Source organism: Roseateles chitinivorans, from assembly GCF_050632145.1.
Taxonomy (GTDB): domain Bacteria; phylum Pseudomonadota; class Gammaproteobacteria; order Burkholderiales; family Burkholderiaceae_C; genus Roseateles; species Roseateles chitinivorans_B.
Genome location: NZ_CP192577.1, coordinates 295,285 through 309,765 on the forward strand (window position 1 = coordinate 295,285; position 14,481 = coordinate 309,765).

The following is a 14,481-nucleotide window of genomic DNA, read 5'->3' on the forward strand; positions in this document are numbered from 1 at the left end:
CACCTCACGATGCAAGCGACTGCGATTCCCATGACCATCGTCCTCGTCGAGGACTCGTTGACCATCCGCCGCCAGTTGCTGCAGCGGCTGGACACCGTGCCCGGGCTGCGGGTGGTCGGCGAGGCCGCCGACGAGACCACCGCCCTCACCCTGATCGGCCATCTGCGGCCTGACGCCGTGCTGCTCGACCTCTCGCTCGCGCAGGGCGGGTCCGGCCTGACGGTGCTGAAGGCGCTGCGCAAGCAGGGCTATGCGGGACAGGTGCATGTGCTGTCGCACCAGACCGACGCGTACCGCGCGGCGGTGCTGGCGGCCGGTGCGAACGGCTTCTTCGACAAGGCCGAGGAACTCGACGTGATGCTGCGCCAGCTGATCGGTCAGGCGGAGGTGCCCGCGCCGGAGCCGCTCTCCCCGGCGGCGCTGCGGGAACGGCTGGACCAGACGGTGAAGCTCGCGATGCGGGACGGCTCGGAGGTCGTCGTGCACGTGATCGCGGGGCCGCCCGCGTCGCTGCCGCCGCTGGCGGCGCAGCTGATCGTCGCGCTGGACAGCGCCGACCTGATCGGCTGGAGCGGCGCGCCGGGCGATGCGCAGCTCTGCGTCGTCCAGATCGACAGCGACGACGCGCCCCCGATGCAGGAGCGGTTGGCGGCGCTCGCGCCGGACACCCGGCTGGGGCAGGCCCGGTTGCCGGACGACGCGCTGTCCGCCGGCGGCCTGGTGGCGGTCGCGGAACTCCGCGCCCTGGGGAAACTGGCGTCCTGAGCCCGTGACGACCGTGCGACCCGGAGGCCTGACCCGGAAGAGTCAGCCCATCCTGGTCATTTCCCGACTTGAACCTCGCTGATCGGGCGCCTAAGTTCGGCGAACAGCTGAAATAACGTCTCGGCGGCACCACCGTGCGCGTCTGGCACTTGAGTTGCCCCCTCCGACTGGATTACTCTCTGTCGCAGGAGGTCAACGACCGTGGACGTTCTCCAGCTGGACATCTCGGGCCGCCCGCAGGCCTGGATCTCGTCGAAGGAAGCAGCGGTGCTCTATGCCAGCGACGCCGTCGCGTGGACGCTGGGAGAGCCCTTCCACGTCCTGCGCGGCGGGTACCAGCGGCTGACCGGGCTGCAATCGCGGATCGAGCTGCATCCGATCGTCGCGGTCCGCGGCGCGGTCCCCAGCCGGGCGTGGCGCCAGGCGCCGGCGCTGTCCAACTTCAAGCTCTTCGCGCGCGACCGCCATGTCTGCGCGTACTGCGGGCATGTGCTGCATGCCGACCTGCTGACGAGGGAGCACATCCAGCCGGTGTCGCGCAACGGCCGGGACACGTGGATGAACTGCATCACCGCCTGCCGCGCCTGCAACGGCCGCAAGGGCAATCGCACCCCGGAAGAGGCGCACATGGCGCTGCTCTACCTGCCCTACGTGCCCAGCCTGCACGAGGACATGATCCTGCGCGGCCGCCGCATCGTGGCGGACCAGATGGAGTTCCTGCTGGCGAGCGTGCCCAAGTCGTCGCGGCTCTACACCTCGTAGAGATCCTCGACGCGGATCGGCAGATGCCGGACGCGCTGACCCGTCGCGTGGAACACCGCGTTCGCCACCGCCGCGGCGACGCCCACCATCACGACCTCACCCAGTCCCTTCACGCCCTGCGCATTGAGCTTGGGATCAGGCTCGTCGATGAAGTCGACGTCGATGCGGCCGATGTCCGCCGCGACCGGGATCACGTACTCCGCCAGGTCCGCGTTGAGGAAGCCGCCGTGGCGCGGGTCCACCTCGCTGATCTCGCGCAGCGAGGCACCGATGCCCCAGACCACGCCGCCTTCGACCTGGCTGCGCGCGGTGCGCCGGCTCACGACGCGGCCGCAATCGATGACGCTGGCGCATCGCGCGACACGGATGCGGCGCGTGGTCGGCTCGACGTGGACCTCGATGAAATGGGCGGCGTAGCTGAACGCGACGAAGTCCGGATACACCGGCCCTGCCGCGGCGGGCAGGCCGCCATCCAGGCGACCGAAGACCTGTTCGGGCTGTCCCGGCGCGCGCGTCTGGCTGCGGGCTTCGGCGACCTCCTGTCCACTGGCCTTCAGCAGGTCGAGCAGGCTGCCGGCGCCGTTCGCGCCGGCCTTGGCGCGCAGGTCCTCCATGAGGCGGCGGCACGCCTCCTCGACGGCCGGCAGCGCCGTCGCCGTGCCCCACGAGCCCGCCGTGACGTGCTGCGGCGCGACCTGCGTGTCGCCGATGCGGATCTCGATGGCGGCGACCGGCGCGCCCGTGAGGCGCGCGACGCTCGTGGCGATCGCGGTGCGCATGCCCTGCCCCATCTCATGACCGCCCACCGACACCTGCAGGCGGCCCGAGGACTCGAGCCGGACATGCGCCCGGGCCGGCGCGGAGGCCGCCTTGTAGGCGCCGATCGCCACGCCCAGTCCCACCAGCATGCCGTCGGGCAAGGTCATCGACCGCGGCGCGGCGCTGCGCCGCTTCCAGCCGATCAGGTCGGCACCGCGCCGCAGGCAGGCGCCCACGTGGCGCGACGAATACGGCTTGCCGGTCAGCGGATCGGCGGTGCCGTCGTTCAACAGCCGCAGCGCGACCGGATCGATGCCGGTGGCGGTCGCCAGTTCATCCATGGCGAGCTCGAACGCGAAGACCGACGGATGCTCGTGCGGGCCGCGCATGAAGCCCGGCGTCTGGACGTCGGTGCGGATCAGCCGGTCGGCGCTGCGGAAGTGCTTGATGTCATACAGCCGCGCGGTGGTGTCGCTGCCCGTCGACGGGAAGAAGTCGTGGCGCGAGGTCTGCTGGTCGGTCTCATGGATCGCCGCCAGCACGCGCCCCTGGCGATCGGCCCCCAGGCGAACGCGCTGCACGCTGCGCGGCCGGAAGGAGGTGTTGTGGAAGAGCAGCGCGCGCGGCACGACCAGCTTCACCGGCCGCCCCAGCCGCCGCGCGGCGATGGCGACCAGCACCGTCTGCGATTGCAGCGAGTTCTTCTGCCCGAAGCCGCCGCCGATCGTCGGTGACATCACGCGGACGGCAGACGGCGGCAGGCCGAGCTGGCGCGCCAGGCCGTGGCGCAGGGACTCGGCGTTCTGCGTCGGTTCATGGACGGTCAGTTGATCGCCGTCCCAGAGGGCCAGCGTGGCGATCAGCTCCATCGGGTTCTGATGCTGCGGCGGCATCTGCGCCGTGACGTCGATCCGCACCGGCGCCTGCGCGACAACCGCATCCGCGTCGCCGACCCGCTTGTCGGCGAGGAACGGGAGCGGCAGCGCCGTCGGCTGTCCGATCGTCTGGGCGCCGGGCGACTCCGGCGTGGCGGCGACCGGTGCGGGCGTGATCCGCGCCGAGACGCGCTGCGCGCCTTCGCGGGCGGCCTCGAGCGACTCCGCCACGACCAGCGCGATGTACTGGCCGCGGTAGGCGATGTCCGCGCCCGACAGGGGCTGCAGGCTCTGGAAGCCGAAGCCGCCGCCCATCAGGAACCCGGCGCCCTGCAACGGTCCGATGTTGGCGTGCGTGAGCACGAGGCGCACGCCCGGCACGCGCTCCGCCGCCGCGGTGTCGATCGCCTCGATGCGGCCGCGGCCGACGGGCGCCGGCACCAGCGCCGCATGCAGCACGCCGGCGGGGACGTGGTCGGCCGCATAACGCGTCGCGCCGCGCACCTTGTCGCGCGCGTCGACGCGCTCGGGCCCGTCGCGGCGGCTGGGGGAAGCTGGGGAGGACGTCGCCATGTCAGAGCCTTTCCTTCGATTGCATCAGCGCGTCGGTGAGCGTGTCGATCCCGAGCGCGATCTTGAAGCGGTTGTACGGCAGCGGCCGCGCGTCGGCGAAGACCAGCTCGGCCGCCTGCCGCGCGGATTCGCGGGTCAGCGCGCGGCCGCGCAGGTGGCGCTCCGCCGCGACCGCACGCCAGGGCCGCGTGGCGACGCCGCCCAGCCCGATGCGCACGTCGAGGACCTGCCCCGCCGTCATCTGCAGCCCGACGGCGGCGGACACCAGCGCGAAGGCGTAGGACTCGCGATCGCGCACCTTGTGATAGACCGAGGCCTTCATCGCCGGGGAGCGCGGAATGCGGAGGGCGACGATCAGTTCATCCGGTGCCAGCTGCGTCTCGATGTGCGGCGTGTCGCCGGGCTCGCGGTGCAGCTCGAGGAAGGGCACGCTGCGCGCACCGCGCGGGCTGCGCAGGTCGACCACCGCATCGAAGGCGGCCAGCGTGATGGCGAGGTCGCCGGGATAGGTCGCGATGCAGTGGCTGCTGCCACCGAACAGCGCGTGACCGCGGTTCGCGCCCTCCAGCGCGGAGCAGCCGCTGCCCGGCTCGCGCTTGTTGCACGGGTAGGCGGGCGTGCCGCGGAAGTAGGCGCAGCGGGTGCGCTGCAGCAGGTTGCCGCCCAGCGTGGCCATGTTGCGGATCTGCTGGGACGCCGCCTTCCACAACGACTCGCTGAGCGCGGGGAATTCGCTGCGCACGCGCTCGTGGTCGGCGACCTCCCCCATCGTCATGCCGGCGCCGAAGCGCCATTCGGTGCGGCCCAGCTCGATCGAGCGGAGGTCCTGGCAGCGCGTCACGTCGATCAGCGCGGTGGGCGCCTCGACATTCAGCTTCATCAGGTCGAAGAGCGTCGTGCCGCCGCCGAGATAGCGCAGGCCGGGCGCCTCGTCCGCCGCGCGCCGCGCCAGCACGGCGTTCGCGCTGTCCGGGCTGCCGTAGCTGAAGTCACGCATGCTCGCCCCCTTCATCCGGCGGGCGCCGTCGCGCACCGCCTCGAGGATGGCGACGTAGGCGCCGCATCGACAGAGGTTGCCGCTCATGTACTCGCGGATCTGATCGTCGGTCTGCGCATGCCCTTCGCGCACGCAGGCGATGGCGGCCATGATCTGGCCGGGGGTGCAGTACCCGCATTGCAGCGCGTCGTGATCGATGAAGGCCTGCTGCATCACGTGCAGGGCGCCGTCGGCGCGCTCCAGGCCCTCGATCGTGCGGACCTCTCGGCCGTCGCACTTCGCCGCGAGCGTCAGGCAGGACGCCACGCGGCGGCCGTCGACATGCACGGTGCAGGCGCCGCACTGGCCGTGGTCGCAGCCCTTCTTGGTGCCGGTCAGTTGCAGGTCTTCGCGCAGCACGTCGAGCAGCGAGGCACGGGCCTCGATCCGCAGCGCGTGGCGCCGGCCGTTGACGACGACTTCGCAGCGCGGCGCGCTCGCGGATGGCGGCGTGGCGGGGCCGGGCGCGGCGCATCCGGCAGTCAGCGCTGGACCCGCGACGCTCGCGGTGGTTACCATGAACGCTCGGCGATCGAGGGTCGTGGATGGGGAGGAATCACTCATCGGACGGGTCCTTCGGCAAGGGGGATGCGCGAGCCTAGGGGCCCGTGAAGAGCCTGTGAAGTACGCACTTTTCGGACGCCTGATTACCTGCCGGTAACCTTTGAACCCCGCCATGACCACGCCGACATCCCCCGCCGCACCCCCGCATCAGTTCGTTCATCCCCACAGCGGCGAGCCGCTGGATCCCGCGGTCGAAGGCGTGGTCCGAGACATCATCGGCAGGGTCGCGGACAAGTGGTCGCTGATCGCGCTGGAGGTGCTGACGGAGCACGGCCGGCTGCGCTTCACCGAGGTCCGGCAACGCGTCGGGGCGGTGAGCCAGAAGGTGCTCACGCAGGTGCTGCGCGGCATGGAGGAGGACGGCCTGCTCACGCGCACCGTGCATGCGGAAGTGCCGCCCCGCGTGGAGTACGAGCTGACGCCGCTGGGCCGCGAATTGAGCCGCGCGCTGTGTGGCGTGTGGCAGTGGGCGGAACGCCATCGGGAGGAGATTGCGCAGGCGCGGCAGCGCTTTGCGACGCGCGCTGAGGTCAAGGCCGCCCGCATCGCGTGAACCGCCGGGCGACGGATTTGCCCGTGTAGGCGGTGCAGTCGTCCGACCTGGCTTAAGAGCCTCCAAAGCCGGCTGCTGTAGAGTCTCTCCACGCCGCCTTCACGGGCGGCAGGCCCGATGGCGGCGAGGTAAAGACTTGTTGCCTGGTCAACGGGAACACCCGATTGTTCGTTGGCCGGGCATCGACTTGGAGAACTGAGATGAAGAAGCTGCTGATTGCCACGATGGTGGTGGCCCTGGCCGCCTGCACGACGACGAATCCCGACGTGATCCAGCGCGGTGACGCGCAGCGCCTGTCGCAGGTGCAGGACGCGACGGTGCTGTCCTCGCGGCCGGTGACGGTGGACGGCTCGCAGAGCGGCGTCGGTGCCGTCGCGGGCGCGGTGGCGGGCGGCGTGGCCGGCGGCAGCGTCGGCGGCAGCCGTGAGGGCGTGATCGTCGGCGTGCTGGGCGCGGTGGCGGGCGCGGCGCTGGGCAACGCGGTGGAACGCGGCACGACGAAGGAACAGGCTGTCGAGATCCTGCTGCAGCTGCGCAACGGCGAACGCCGCGCGATCGTCCAGGCGCAGGGCAACGAGAACTTCGCCTCCGGCGAGCCGGTGATCATCGTCACCACCGGCGGCAAGTCGCGCGTGATGCGCGCGCCGGCGGCGACACGCACGAACTGAGCGCTGCTCAGGCGCCGCGCTCAGACGAGCGTTGCACGCTCATCACGATGAAGGGCCTTGCGGCCCCTTCTGTCGTTTCTGGATCCGATTTCAGCCTTGGTTGAACGCGGACGCCCTCACCGCAGGCAATTGCCTCAACAGGTCGACAAGGCGGACATCCACCGTGTCCCAGATCACGTCGATGTTGATGTCGACGGCGCGGTGGGCAATCCGATTGCGTATGCCCCTCATGAGGCGCCACGGCACGTGCGCATGGGCGGCGAGGAAGGCCTCATGTTCCGCCAGCAGCCTCGCGGCAGCTTCTTCCCAACACCAGAATGTTGAAGAGCACAGCGTGTTGCGTTTTCTTGTCTGCCAGAAATTCGGCCTTGCCGAGTCCATCCACATGGCTGCACGCGAAGCTCGCAGCTTCCTGCATGTGCTCCAAATGGTCGACCAAGCTGAAACTGCTCATACGGGTCGCGCATCGGCAAGAACCTGGCTGCGATACCTCACCGGCACCTCAGGAGGCGTCAGCAGGCTCACGGGAACACCCAGCAACTCTTCGAGGTCCGCGTAGAGGCCACCCAGATCGAACAGTGTGGTCCCAGGCAACGCGTCCACCAGAAAGTCCAGTTCATCGTTGTCCCGGTCCTTGCCGTGCAGCACCGACCCGTACACACGCAAATTGGCTGTGGTGGGATATCGGGCCACGATGGCGCCCAGTTGGTCTCGCTTCTGAGCGAGTGCTTCAGAGGGTTTCATTCACTCTCCTTCCACTGCGGCAACCTCACCGCAGTCAGAAAAGGATAAGCCCGCTCCGCCCCGCTCAAAACGAGCGGTGTTGCGGAATCACTTCACCCGCTGCTTCTCCAGCTTGCGTGCCAGCGTGCGCCGGTGCATGCCCAACCGCCGCGCGGTCTCCGAGATGTTGAAGTCGGTCGCCGCCAGCGTCTCGTGGATGTGTTCCCACTCCAGCGTCTTGATGGACGTGGTCGCGCGGTCGGTGACCTCGACCTCGGCATCGCCCTGCGCGCGCGCGAATGCGGCCTCGATGTCGTCGGTGTTCGCCGGCTTCGCGAGGTAGTGACGCGCGCCCAGCTTGATCGCCTCCACCGCCGTCGCGATGCTCGCGTAGCCGGTGAGCACGACGATCACCATCTCCTGGTCGTGCTCGTGCAGCGTCTGCACGCAGGCCAGGCCCGAGCCGCCGCCCGCCAGCTTCAGGTCGACGACCGCGTACTCCGGCGCCTCCTCCGGCCCGCGGTCGGCCAGCAGCTTCTGCACCTGCTCCACGGTCGTCGCGCGCAGCACCTGGTAGCCGCGGCGCTCGAACGAGCGCGACAGCGTGCGCGCGAACGCATCGTCGTCCTCGACGATCAGCAGCAGGCGGTCGGTATCCGCGGCGAGGTCATCCGTGGTCATGGGCAGCATTGTCAGGGAGTCCCAAGGGCGCGAGTGCGGACAGGGGCATCCGGATTTCCACCTCGGCGCCGCCGCCCTCTTCCGCCAGCCGGTTGCGCGCCTGCAGCTTCCCGCCCAGCGAGCGCACGACGTTCAGCGCGAGGAACAGCCCCAGCCCGCCGCCCGCGCGGCCCTTGCTCGATTGATAGGGCTTGCCGAAGCGCTCCAGCATCTCCGGCAGGAAGCCGGCGCCGCGATCGCTGACGCGCAGCACCAGCTCGCCGTCCTCGGCCAGCGCGCGCAACGTCACCGGTCGACCCGGCGCCGCCTCGAGCGCGTTGTCCAGCACGTTGTCGATCATCTGCTTGAGCCCGACGTCCGACACGATCCGCACCTTCGGCAGGTCCGACGCCGGCAGGTACTCCAGGCCGTGGTGCGGCCGCGTCGCGCGCCAGTGCTCGGCCAGGTCGTCGAGGAAGGCCTGCAGCGTCGTCACCATCGGCGCCTCGCCGCGCAGCTCGCCCGCCGACATCAGGATCCCGCTGACGATCGCCTTGCAGCGGCGCAGCTGGATCTGCATCTCCTCGATCTCCTCGCGCAGCTCCGGATCGCCGGCGAACGGCGCCATCCGCGACCAGTCGCCCAGGATCACCGACAGCGTCGCCAGCGGCGTGCCGAGCTCGTGCGCCGCGCCCGAGGCCAGCAGACCCATGCGGACGATGTGCTCCTCCTCGGCCGCGCGTTGGCGCAGGTCGGCCAGCCGCGCGTCGCGCTGGCGCAGGTTGCGCCCGATGCGCTGGATGAAGATCACCAGCAGCGCCGCGTTGATCGCGAAGCAGATCAGCAGGCCGCCGATGTAGTGCGTCGGCAGCGCCAGCCCTTCCATGTCCGGCACCAGCAGCGGCAGGTGCCACTGCGTCAGCGCCACGAAGCAGCCGCCCGTCACCGCCACCGTGAACCAGATGTAGCGCGAAGGCAGCAGCACCGCGCCCACCGCGATCTGCAGCAGGAACAGGAAGATGAAGGGGTTGGTGACGCCGCCGCTGTAGTACAGCTGGCCGCTCAGCACCGCGATGTCGACGAGCAGGCCGGCGAAGAGCTCGGCATTGCGCACGCTCGGCACCCAGCGGGTGCGCAGCCAGCAGGCGACGTTGAACAGCACCAGGATCGCCAGCAGCGTCAGCATCTCCGGCATCGGCAGCCGGATGTGCAGCGCGAAGTGCACCGACAGCACCGTGCCGAACTGCCCCGCCGCCGCCAGCCAGCGCAGCTGCACCAGCTGCTGCAGGTTGTTGCGGCCGGCCTGGAGCGCGCCCTCGCCCGAGGAGTCCTCGATCCCCAGCGCCCCCGCCGCGCCGTCCAGGTAGCGGCTGTCGTCGGGGTGGTCGTCGTCCGGATCGGGACGGCTCAAGGGCATGGTCGCGGCCTCAGTCCGTCGTGCGGCGACGATCGAAGCGCCAAAGCCAGAGCCCCACGCCCGCGAGCATCGCCGCCATCGCGAACCAGGTCAGCGCGTACTGCAGGTGATGGTTGTTGAAGCGCACCACCGTCAGCCCGCCGCGCGGCCATTGCGTCTGGTCGTCCGCTGCGGCGGCGTCGACGAAATACGGCGCCACCGGGCCTTCGACCACCTTCCTCGCCTTGGCGATCGCGGCGACGTCGCGCGAGTACCAGCGGTCCTGCGCCGGCTCGTTCTTGCGCAGCAGACTGCCGTCGGGCTCTGTGAGTCGCAGCAGGCCGATGACACGGTCCTCGCCCTGCGTCTCCGACGCCGTGCGCGACGCACGCGTCTTGAACTCCGGCGGCACGAAGCCGCGATTGACCAGCACCCAGTCGCCGCGCTCCGTGCGCAGCGGCGTCAGCACCCAATAGCCGGTGCCGAGCTCGGTGCTCGCGCCGACCAGCGTCTCGCGCGAGTGGTCGAAGGCGCCGGTGAGCGCGACCTTGCGGTACTCGTCGCCGTCCTTCGTGATCGCGTCCCAGCGGTCCGCGCCGGGCGCGCGCTCTGGCGCCGCCGCCAGCCGCTTGTCCAGACGCGCGATCAGGTCTTCCTTCCAGGCCAGCCGCTGCACCTGCCAGACACCAAGGGAAATGAACACCGCAAATGAAAGGGCCGCGCCCAGCAGCAACGCCCAGAAGGCGATGCCGCGGCGCGGCCGCAGCGGTTCCGGGTGGAACTCGGTCATCAGGGCATGTTGCGCATGTCGTGGACCGGCATCATGTTGCTGTTCAGGTGGAACATCACCCAGATCGAGCCGGCCAGCATGATCACCACGACGGCGATCGTGAAGATCAGCGACAGCATGGACCAGCCGCCCTCGACCTTCGAGTTCATGTGCAGGAAGTAGACCATGTGGACCACGATCTGCACGGCCGCGAAGCCCAGCAGCACGATGCCCATCGCGGCCGACGACGAGATCGACTTCGTCATCACCAGGAAGAACGGGATCGCCGTCAGGATCAGCGACAGCAGGAAGCCGATCAGGTAGCCCTTGACGGTGGCGTGGTAGCCGACGTCCTCGTGGTCGTCGTGGCCGTGGCCGCCGTGGCCGTGGTCGTCATGACCGTGGCCGTGCTCGTGTTGGTGGTTGTTGCTCACGGCAGCACTCCCATCAGATAAACGAAGGTGAAGACACCGATCCAGATCACGTCCAGGAAGTGCCAGAACATCGACAGGCAGATCAGGCGGCGCTTGTTCTCCTTGGTCAGGCCCAGCTTGGAGACCTGGATCATCAGCGTCACCAGCCAGATGCAGCCGAAGGTGACGTGCAGGCCGTGCGTGCCGACCAGCGTGAAGAAGGAGGACAGGAACGCGCTGCGCTGCGGACCCGCGCCTTCATGGATCAGGTGCGCGAACTCATAGAGTTCCACCGCCAGGAAGCACAGGCCGAGCACGCCGGTGACCGCCAGCCAGGCCAGCGTGCCGGTCTTCTTGTTGCCCAGCATCTTGATCATGGCGAAGCCATAGGTGATCGAAGAGAGCAGCAGGAAACCGGTGTTCAGCGCCACCAGCGGCAGGTCGAAAAGGTCGGCGCCCGACGGGCCGGCCGCGTAGCTGCGGCCCAGCACCGCATACGTCGCGAACAGCACCGCGAAGATGAGGCAGTCGCTCATCAGGTAGATCCAGAACCCGAGCAGCGTGCCGTGCTGCGGGTGGTGGTCGCCGTTGTCGTAGAACACCGGCGCGCCGGTGTCGTTCGTCAGGGTCGTTGCTTGCATTTGGAGTTCGCTCGCTGCGGAATCAGGCCTGGGCGGCCAGCACCTTGGTGCGGGCTTCTTCCGTGCGGGCCACTTCATCCGCGGGGATGTAGTAGTCGCGCTTGTAGTTGAAGGTGTGGACGATCGCGGCGATCACCGTCACCGCGAAGGCGACACCCGCCACCAGCCACATGTGCCAGATCAGGGCGAAGCCGAACAGCGTCGACAGGCCGGCCAGGATCACGCCGGCGCCGGTGTTCTTCGGCATGTGGATCTCCTTGAAGCCGTCGACCGGGCGCTGGTGGCCGCGGGTCTTCATGTCGTGCCACGCGTCATGGTCGTGGACCACCGGCGTGAACGCGAAGTTGTACTGCGGCGGGGGCGACGAGGTCGACCACTCCAGCGTGCGGCCCTGCCACGGATCGCCGTCGAAGTCGCGCAGCTGGTCGCGCTTGAAGTAGCTCACCACCAGCTGGATCAGGAAGCTGCCGATGCCCGCGGCGATCAGCAGCGCGCCGAAGGCGGCGATCTGGAACCAGATCTGGAACGACGGGTCGTCGAAGTGGCTCATGCGGCGCGTCACGCCCATCAGGCCCAGGACGTACAGCGGCGTGAAGGCGACGAAGAAGCCGATCTGCCAGAACCAGAACGAGCACTTGCCCCAGAACGGATCCAGCTTGTAGCCGAAGGCCTTCGGGAACCAGAACGAGATGCCCGCCAGCAGGCCGAACAGCACGCCGCCGATGATCACGTTGTGGAAGTGGGCGATCAGGAACAGCGAGTTGTGCAGCACGAAGTCGGCCGGCGGCACCGCCAGCAGCACGCCCGTCATGCCGCCGATCACGAAGGTGACCATGAAGCCGACGGTCCAGTACATCGGGACCTCGAACTTGATGCGGCCGCGGTACATCGTGAACAGCCAGTTGAAGATCTTCGCGCCCGTCGGGATCGAGATGATCATCGTCGTGATGCCGAAGAACGAGTTGACGCTGGCCCCCGATCCCATCGTGAAGAAGTGGTGCAGCCACACGAGGTAGGACAGGATGGTGATCACGACGGTCGCGTAGACCATGGACGCGTAGCCGAACAGCTTCTTCTGGCTGAAGGTGGAGACCACCTCGGAGAAGATGCCGAAGGCCGGCAGCACCAGGATGTAGACCTCGGGGTGGCCCCAGATCCAGATCAGGTTGATGTACATCATGGCGTTGCCGCCAAGATCGGTCGTGAAGAAGTTGGTGCCGGCGTAACGGTCCAGCGACAGCAGCGCCAGGGCCGCGGTCAGGATCGGGAACGAGGCCACGATCAGGATGTTGGAGCACAGCGAGGTCCAGGTGAAGACCGGCATCTTCATCATGGTCATGCCCGGCGCGCGCATCTTGATGATGGTCGCGATCAGGTTGATGCCCGAGAGCGTGGTGCCGACCCCCGCCACCTGCAGCGACCAGATGTAGTAGTCCACCCCCACGCCCGGACTGGCGAGCAGCCCCGACAGCGGCGGATAGGCCAGCCAGCCGGTGCGCGCGAATTCGCCGACGAACAGCGAGGCCATGCACAGCACGGCGCCGCCGGTGGTCATCCAGAAGCTGAAGTTGTTCAGGAACGGGAAGGCCACGTCGCGGGCGCCGATCTGCAGCGGCACGACGTAGTTCATGAAGCCCGTGATCAGCGGCATCGCCACGAAGAAGATCATGATCACGCCGTGGGCGGTGAAGACCTGGTCGTAGTGGTGCGGGGGCAGGAAGCCCAGCTGGTCGCCGAAGGCGATGGCCTGCTGCGCGCGCATCATGAGCGCGTCGGCGAAGCCGCGCAGCAGCATGACCAGGCCCAGCACGATGTACATGATGCCGATCTTCTTGTGGTCGATGCTGGTCACCCAGTCGCGCCAGAAGGGGCCCCACAGCTTGAACTTCGTCATCAGGGCGAGGACGAAGAGGCCGCCCAGGGCGACCATCGCGAAGGTGCCGATCAGGATCGGCTCGTGCAGCGGGAGCGCCTCTAGGCTGAGGCGCCCGAAGATGAGCTTTTGAGCGTCAATCATCTTGGATCTCTGTTGTGCTTTCGATCCCGGCGCTGCTGGTCAGAGCAAACGCGCCGGGAAGCCGATCAGTTACGGGTGGCCGAGGCCTGCCACTGCGAGGCGTACTGCCCCGCGTTGTCAGGCGTGCACAGCGCGGCCACGAAGATCCGCTTCTGCTCGTTGCTCCAGGACTTGCTGGCCAGGCCGTCGATGGCGCCCTTGCCGCCGCCGCCGGCCGCGTCGATGGCCATCATCTGGCCCATGCACATCTTGGCGCCGTCGACGCAGCGATTGACGACCGCGTCGAACAGGCCGGGGGCGATGCTGGAGAAGCGGCGCACCGGCTGACGCTCGGACGGCTTCTCGAGATCGAGGTACAGCTCCTTGGTCAGCGCGACGCCGTCGGCCTTGTTGCGCTCGACCCAGGCGGCGAACTCGTCGTTGCTCAGGCCGTGGAACTTGAAGCGCATGTGCGAGAAGCCGTCGCCGCTGAAGTTGGCGGAGAAGCCGTCATACACGCCGGGCTTGTTGATCACGGCGTGGAGCTGGCTCTGCATGCCGGGCATCGCGTAGATCATGCCGGCCATGGCGGGCACGTAGAACGCGTTCATCACGGTCGACGAGCTGATCTTGAAGTGGATCGGGCGATCCACCGGCGCGACCAGTTCGTTGACGGTCGCCACGCCCTGTTCGGGGTAGATGAACAGCCACTTCCAGTCCAGCGCCACGACCTCGACGTTCAGCGGTTCGACGCCGGCCGGGATCGGACGCTGCGCGTCCAGGCGCTCCAGCGGGCGGAACGGGTCCAGCTTGTGGGTGCTGATCCAGGTCATCGCGCCCAGCGCGATGATGATCAGCAGCGGCGCGCCCCAGATGATCAGTTCCAGCCGCGTCGAGTGGTCCCACTCCGGCGAGTAGGTCGCCTGGGTGTTGGACGCGCGGTAGCGGAAGGCGAAGACCAGGGTCAGGATGATCACCGGGACGATGATCAGCAGCATCAGCAGCGTCGATGCGACGATGAGCTGCGCCTGCTGGTTCGCGATGTCGCCCGAAGGTTTCATCACGACCATGTTGCAGGCGGTGAGGGGCAGCGCCAGAGCCAGCAGCCCGAGACGGGCCAGTGACCGGATGGGGCCGGCGGGACTTGTTTTTGCAGATGCTTTGAGGTACATGGGACTCAGCAGACCATCAGGCGTAGTTCACGCGGAACCCCTCTTCGCCTCGCCTTGCGGCGGGTTCCCGTCCTCGGAAACCTGGTCGGGTTTCTTCCGAAGGGAAAGCGATAAAGGGGAAAACGACACTTGTCGACCGTTGCACGCCGGGCGCAG

Annotated in this window: 15 protein-coding genes; 4 read left to right on the forward strand and 11 right to left on the reverse strand. The window is 68.5% G+C overall.

From position 1 onward, the window contains the following. Positions 1–30: 30 nt before the first annotated feature. Both ACQ86G_RS01395 and ACQ86G_RS01400 read left to right on the forward strand, forming a co-directional pair. Positions 31–765 (forward strand): response regulator, encoded by a 735-nt coding sequence (locus ACQ86G_RS01395; protein ID WP_431258976.1) that lies wholly within the window; start codon positions 31–33, stop codon positions 763–765. A gap of 201 nt (positions 766–966) precedes the next feature. Beyond that, positions 967–1,527, forward strand: coding sequence for an HNH endonuclease (locus ACQ86G_RS01400; RefSeq protein ID WP_431258977.1), 561 nt, complete (start codon positions 967–969; stop codon positions 1,525–1,527). Here the strand turns inward: ACQ86G_RS01400 and ACQ86G_RS01405 are convergent. Further along, a complete protein-coding gene (locus tag ACQ86G_RS01405) occupies positions 1,515–3,734 on the reverse strand; it encodes a xanthine dehydrogenase family protein molybdopterin-binding subunit (protein ID WP_431258978.1) in 2,220 nt (739 codons plus the stop codon). The two genes, ACQ86G_RS01400 and ACQ86G_RS01405, sit on opposite strands and share 13 nt — an antisense overlap. 1 nt (position 3,735) lies before the next feature. Next, a complete protein-coding gene (locus tag ACQ86G_RS01410; RefSeq protein WP_431258979.1) occupies positions 3,736–5,289 on the reverse strand; it encodes an FAD binding domain-containing protein in 1,554 nt (517 codons plus the stop codon). 157 nt (positions 5,290–5,446) lie between these two features. On the opposite strand from ACQ86G_RS01410, the gene ACQ86G_RS01415 reads away from it, so the two are divergent. After that, entirely contained in the window at positions 5,447–5,887 is a 441-nt protein-coding gene (locus ACQ86G_RS01415) for a winged helix-turn-helix transcriptional regulator (RefSeq protein ID WP_431258980.1), read from the forward strand. A 200-nt stretch (positions 5,888–6,087) separates the two neighbouring features. Then, positions 6,088–6,555 (forward strand): glycine zipper 2TM domain-containing protein, encoded by a 468-nt coding sequence (locus tag ACQ86G_RS01420; RefSeq protein ID WP_431258981.1) that lies wholly within the window; start codon positions 6,088–6,090, stop codon positions 6,553–6,555. 90 nt (positions 6,556–6,645) lie between these two features. Here the strand turns inward: ACQ86G_RS01420 and ACQ86G_RS01425 are convergent, their stop codons facing one another. The 9 genes from ACQ86G_RS01425 to cyoA form a co-directional block, all read right to left on the reverse strand. Further along, complete coding sequence (locus tag ACQ86G_RS01425; protein ID WP_431258982.1) at positions 6,646–6,942, reverse strand: HepT-like ribonuclease domain-containing protein; 297 nt, start codon at positions 6,940–6,942, stop codon at positions 6,646–6,648. A gap of 63 nt (positions 6,943–7,005) precedes the next feature. Continuing rightward, a complete protein-coding gene (locus ACQ86G_RS01430) occupies positions 7,006–7,299 on the reverse strand; it encodes a nucleotidyltransferase family protein (protein WP_431258983.1) in 294 nt (97 codons plus the stop codon). Positions 7,300–7,386: 87 nt separating this feature from the next. Then, positions 7,387–7,959 (reverse strand): response regulator transcription factor, encoded by a 573-nt coding sequence (locus ACQ86G_RS01435; protein WP_431258984.1) that lies wholly within the window; start codon positions 7,957–7,959, stop codon positions 7,387–7,389. Beyond that, positions 7,946–9,355 carry an ATP-binding protein gene (locus ACQ86G_RS01440; protein WP_431258985.1) on the reverse strand — a complete coding sequence of 470 codons (1,410 nt, stop codon included), beginning with the start codon at positions 9,353–9,355 and terminating at the stop codon, positions 7,946–7,948. The genes ACQ86G_RS01435 and ACQ86G_RS01440 overlap by 14 nt, the downstream gene beginning before the upstream one ends. A 10-nt stretch (positions 9,356–9,365) precedes the next feature. Beyond that, a complete protein-coding gene (locus ACQ86G_RS01445) occupies positions 9,366–10,124 on the reverse strand; it encodes an SURF1 family protein (RefSeq protein WP_431258986.1) in 759 nt (252 codons plus the stop codon). Further along, entirely contained in the window at positions 10,124–10,537 is a 414-nt protein-coding gene (gene cyoD, locus ACQ86G_RS01450; RefSeq protein ID WP_431258987.1) for a cytochrome o ubiquinol oxidase subunit IV, read from the reverse strand. Before cyoD ends, ACQ86G_RS01445 begins: the two co-directional genes overlap by 1 nt. Next, positions 10,534–11,157, reverse strand: coding sequence for a cytochrome o ubiquinol oxidase subunit III (gene cyoC / locus ACQ86G_RS01455; RefSeq protein WP_067277119.1), 624 nt, complete (start codon positions 11,155–11,157; stop codon positions 10,534–10,536). The genes cyoD and cyoC overlap by 4 nt, the downstream gene beginning before the upstream one ends. A 22-nt stretch (positions 11,158–11,179) precedes the next feature. Continuing rightward, complete coding sequence (gene cyoB / locus ACQ86G_RS01460; protein WP_431258988.1) at positions 11,180–13,174, reverse strand: cytochrome o ubiquinol oxidase subunit I; 1,995 nt, start codon at positions 13,172–13,174, stop codon at positions 11,180–11,182. Positions 13,175–13,239: 65 nt separating this feature from the next. Continuing rightward, positions 13,240–14,325, reverse strand: coding sequence for a ubiquinol oxidase subunit II (gene cyoA / locus ACQ86G_RS01465; RefSeq protein WP_431258989.1), 1,086 nt, complete (start codon positions 14,323–14,325; stop codon positions 13,240–13,242). Between the last annotated feature and the right edge of the window lie 156 nt (positions 14,326–14,481).

Coding starts and splice junctions, on each gene's coding strand:
- ACQ86G_RS01420 (WP_431258981.1), top strand. CDS start 6,088: ATGAAGAAGCTGCTGATTGCCACGATGGTGGTGGCCCTGGCCGCCTGC.
- cyoC (WP_067277119.1), bottom strand. CDS start 11,157: ATGCAAGCAACGACCCTGACGAACGACACCGGCGCGCCGGTGTTCTAC.
- ACQ86G_RS01415 (WP_431258980.1), top strand. CDS start 5,447: ATGACCACGCCGACATCCCCCGCCGCACCCCCGCATCAGTTCGTTCAT.
- ACQ86G_RS01405 (WP_431258978.1), bottom strand. CDS start 3,734: ATGGCGACGTCCTCCCCAGCTTCCCCCAGCCGCCGCGACGGGCCCGAG.
- ACQ86G_RS01440 (WP_431258985.1), bottom strand. CDS start 9,355: ATGCCCTTGAGCCGTCCCGATCCGGACGACGACCACCCCGACGACAGC.
- ACQ86G_RS01395 (WP_431258976.1), top strand. CDS start 31: ATGACCATCGTCCTCGTCGAGGACTCGTTGACCATCCGCCGCCAGTTG.
- ACQ86G_RS01435 (WP_431258984.1), bottom strand. CDS start 7,959: ATGACCACGGATGACCTCGCCGCGGATACCGACCGCCTGCTGCTGATC.
- cyoB (WP_431258988.1), bottom strand. CDS start 13,174: ATGATTGACGCTCAAAAGCTCATCTTCGGGCGCCTCAGCCTAGAGGCG.
- cyoA (WP_431258989.1), bottom strand. CDS start 14,325: ATGTACCTCAAAGCATCTGCAAAAACAAGTCCCGCCGGCCCCATCCGG.
- ACQ86G_RS01425 (WP_431258982.1), bottom strand. CDS start 6,942: ATGTGGATGGACTCGGCAAGGCCGAATTTCTGGCAGACAAGAAAACGC.
- ACQ86G_RS01445 (WP_431258986.1), bottom strand. CDS start 10,124: ATGACCGAGTTCCACCCGGAACCGCTGCGGCCGCGCCGCGGCATCGCC.
- ACQ86G_RS01430 (WP_431258983.1), bottom strand. CDS start 7,299: ATGAAACCCTCTGAAGCACTCGCTCAGAAGCGAGACCAACTGGGCGCC.
- ACQ86G_RS01410 (WP_431258979.1), bottom strand. CDS start 5,289: ATGGTAACCACCGCGAGCGTCGCGGGTCCAGCGCTGACTGCCGGATGC.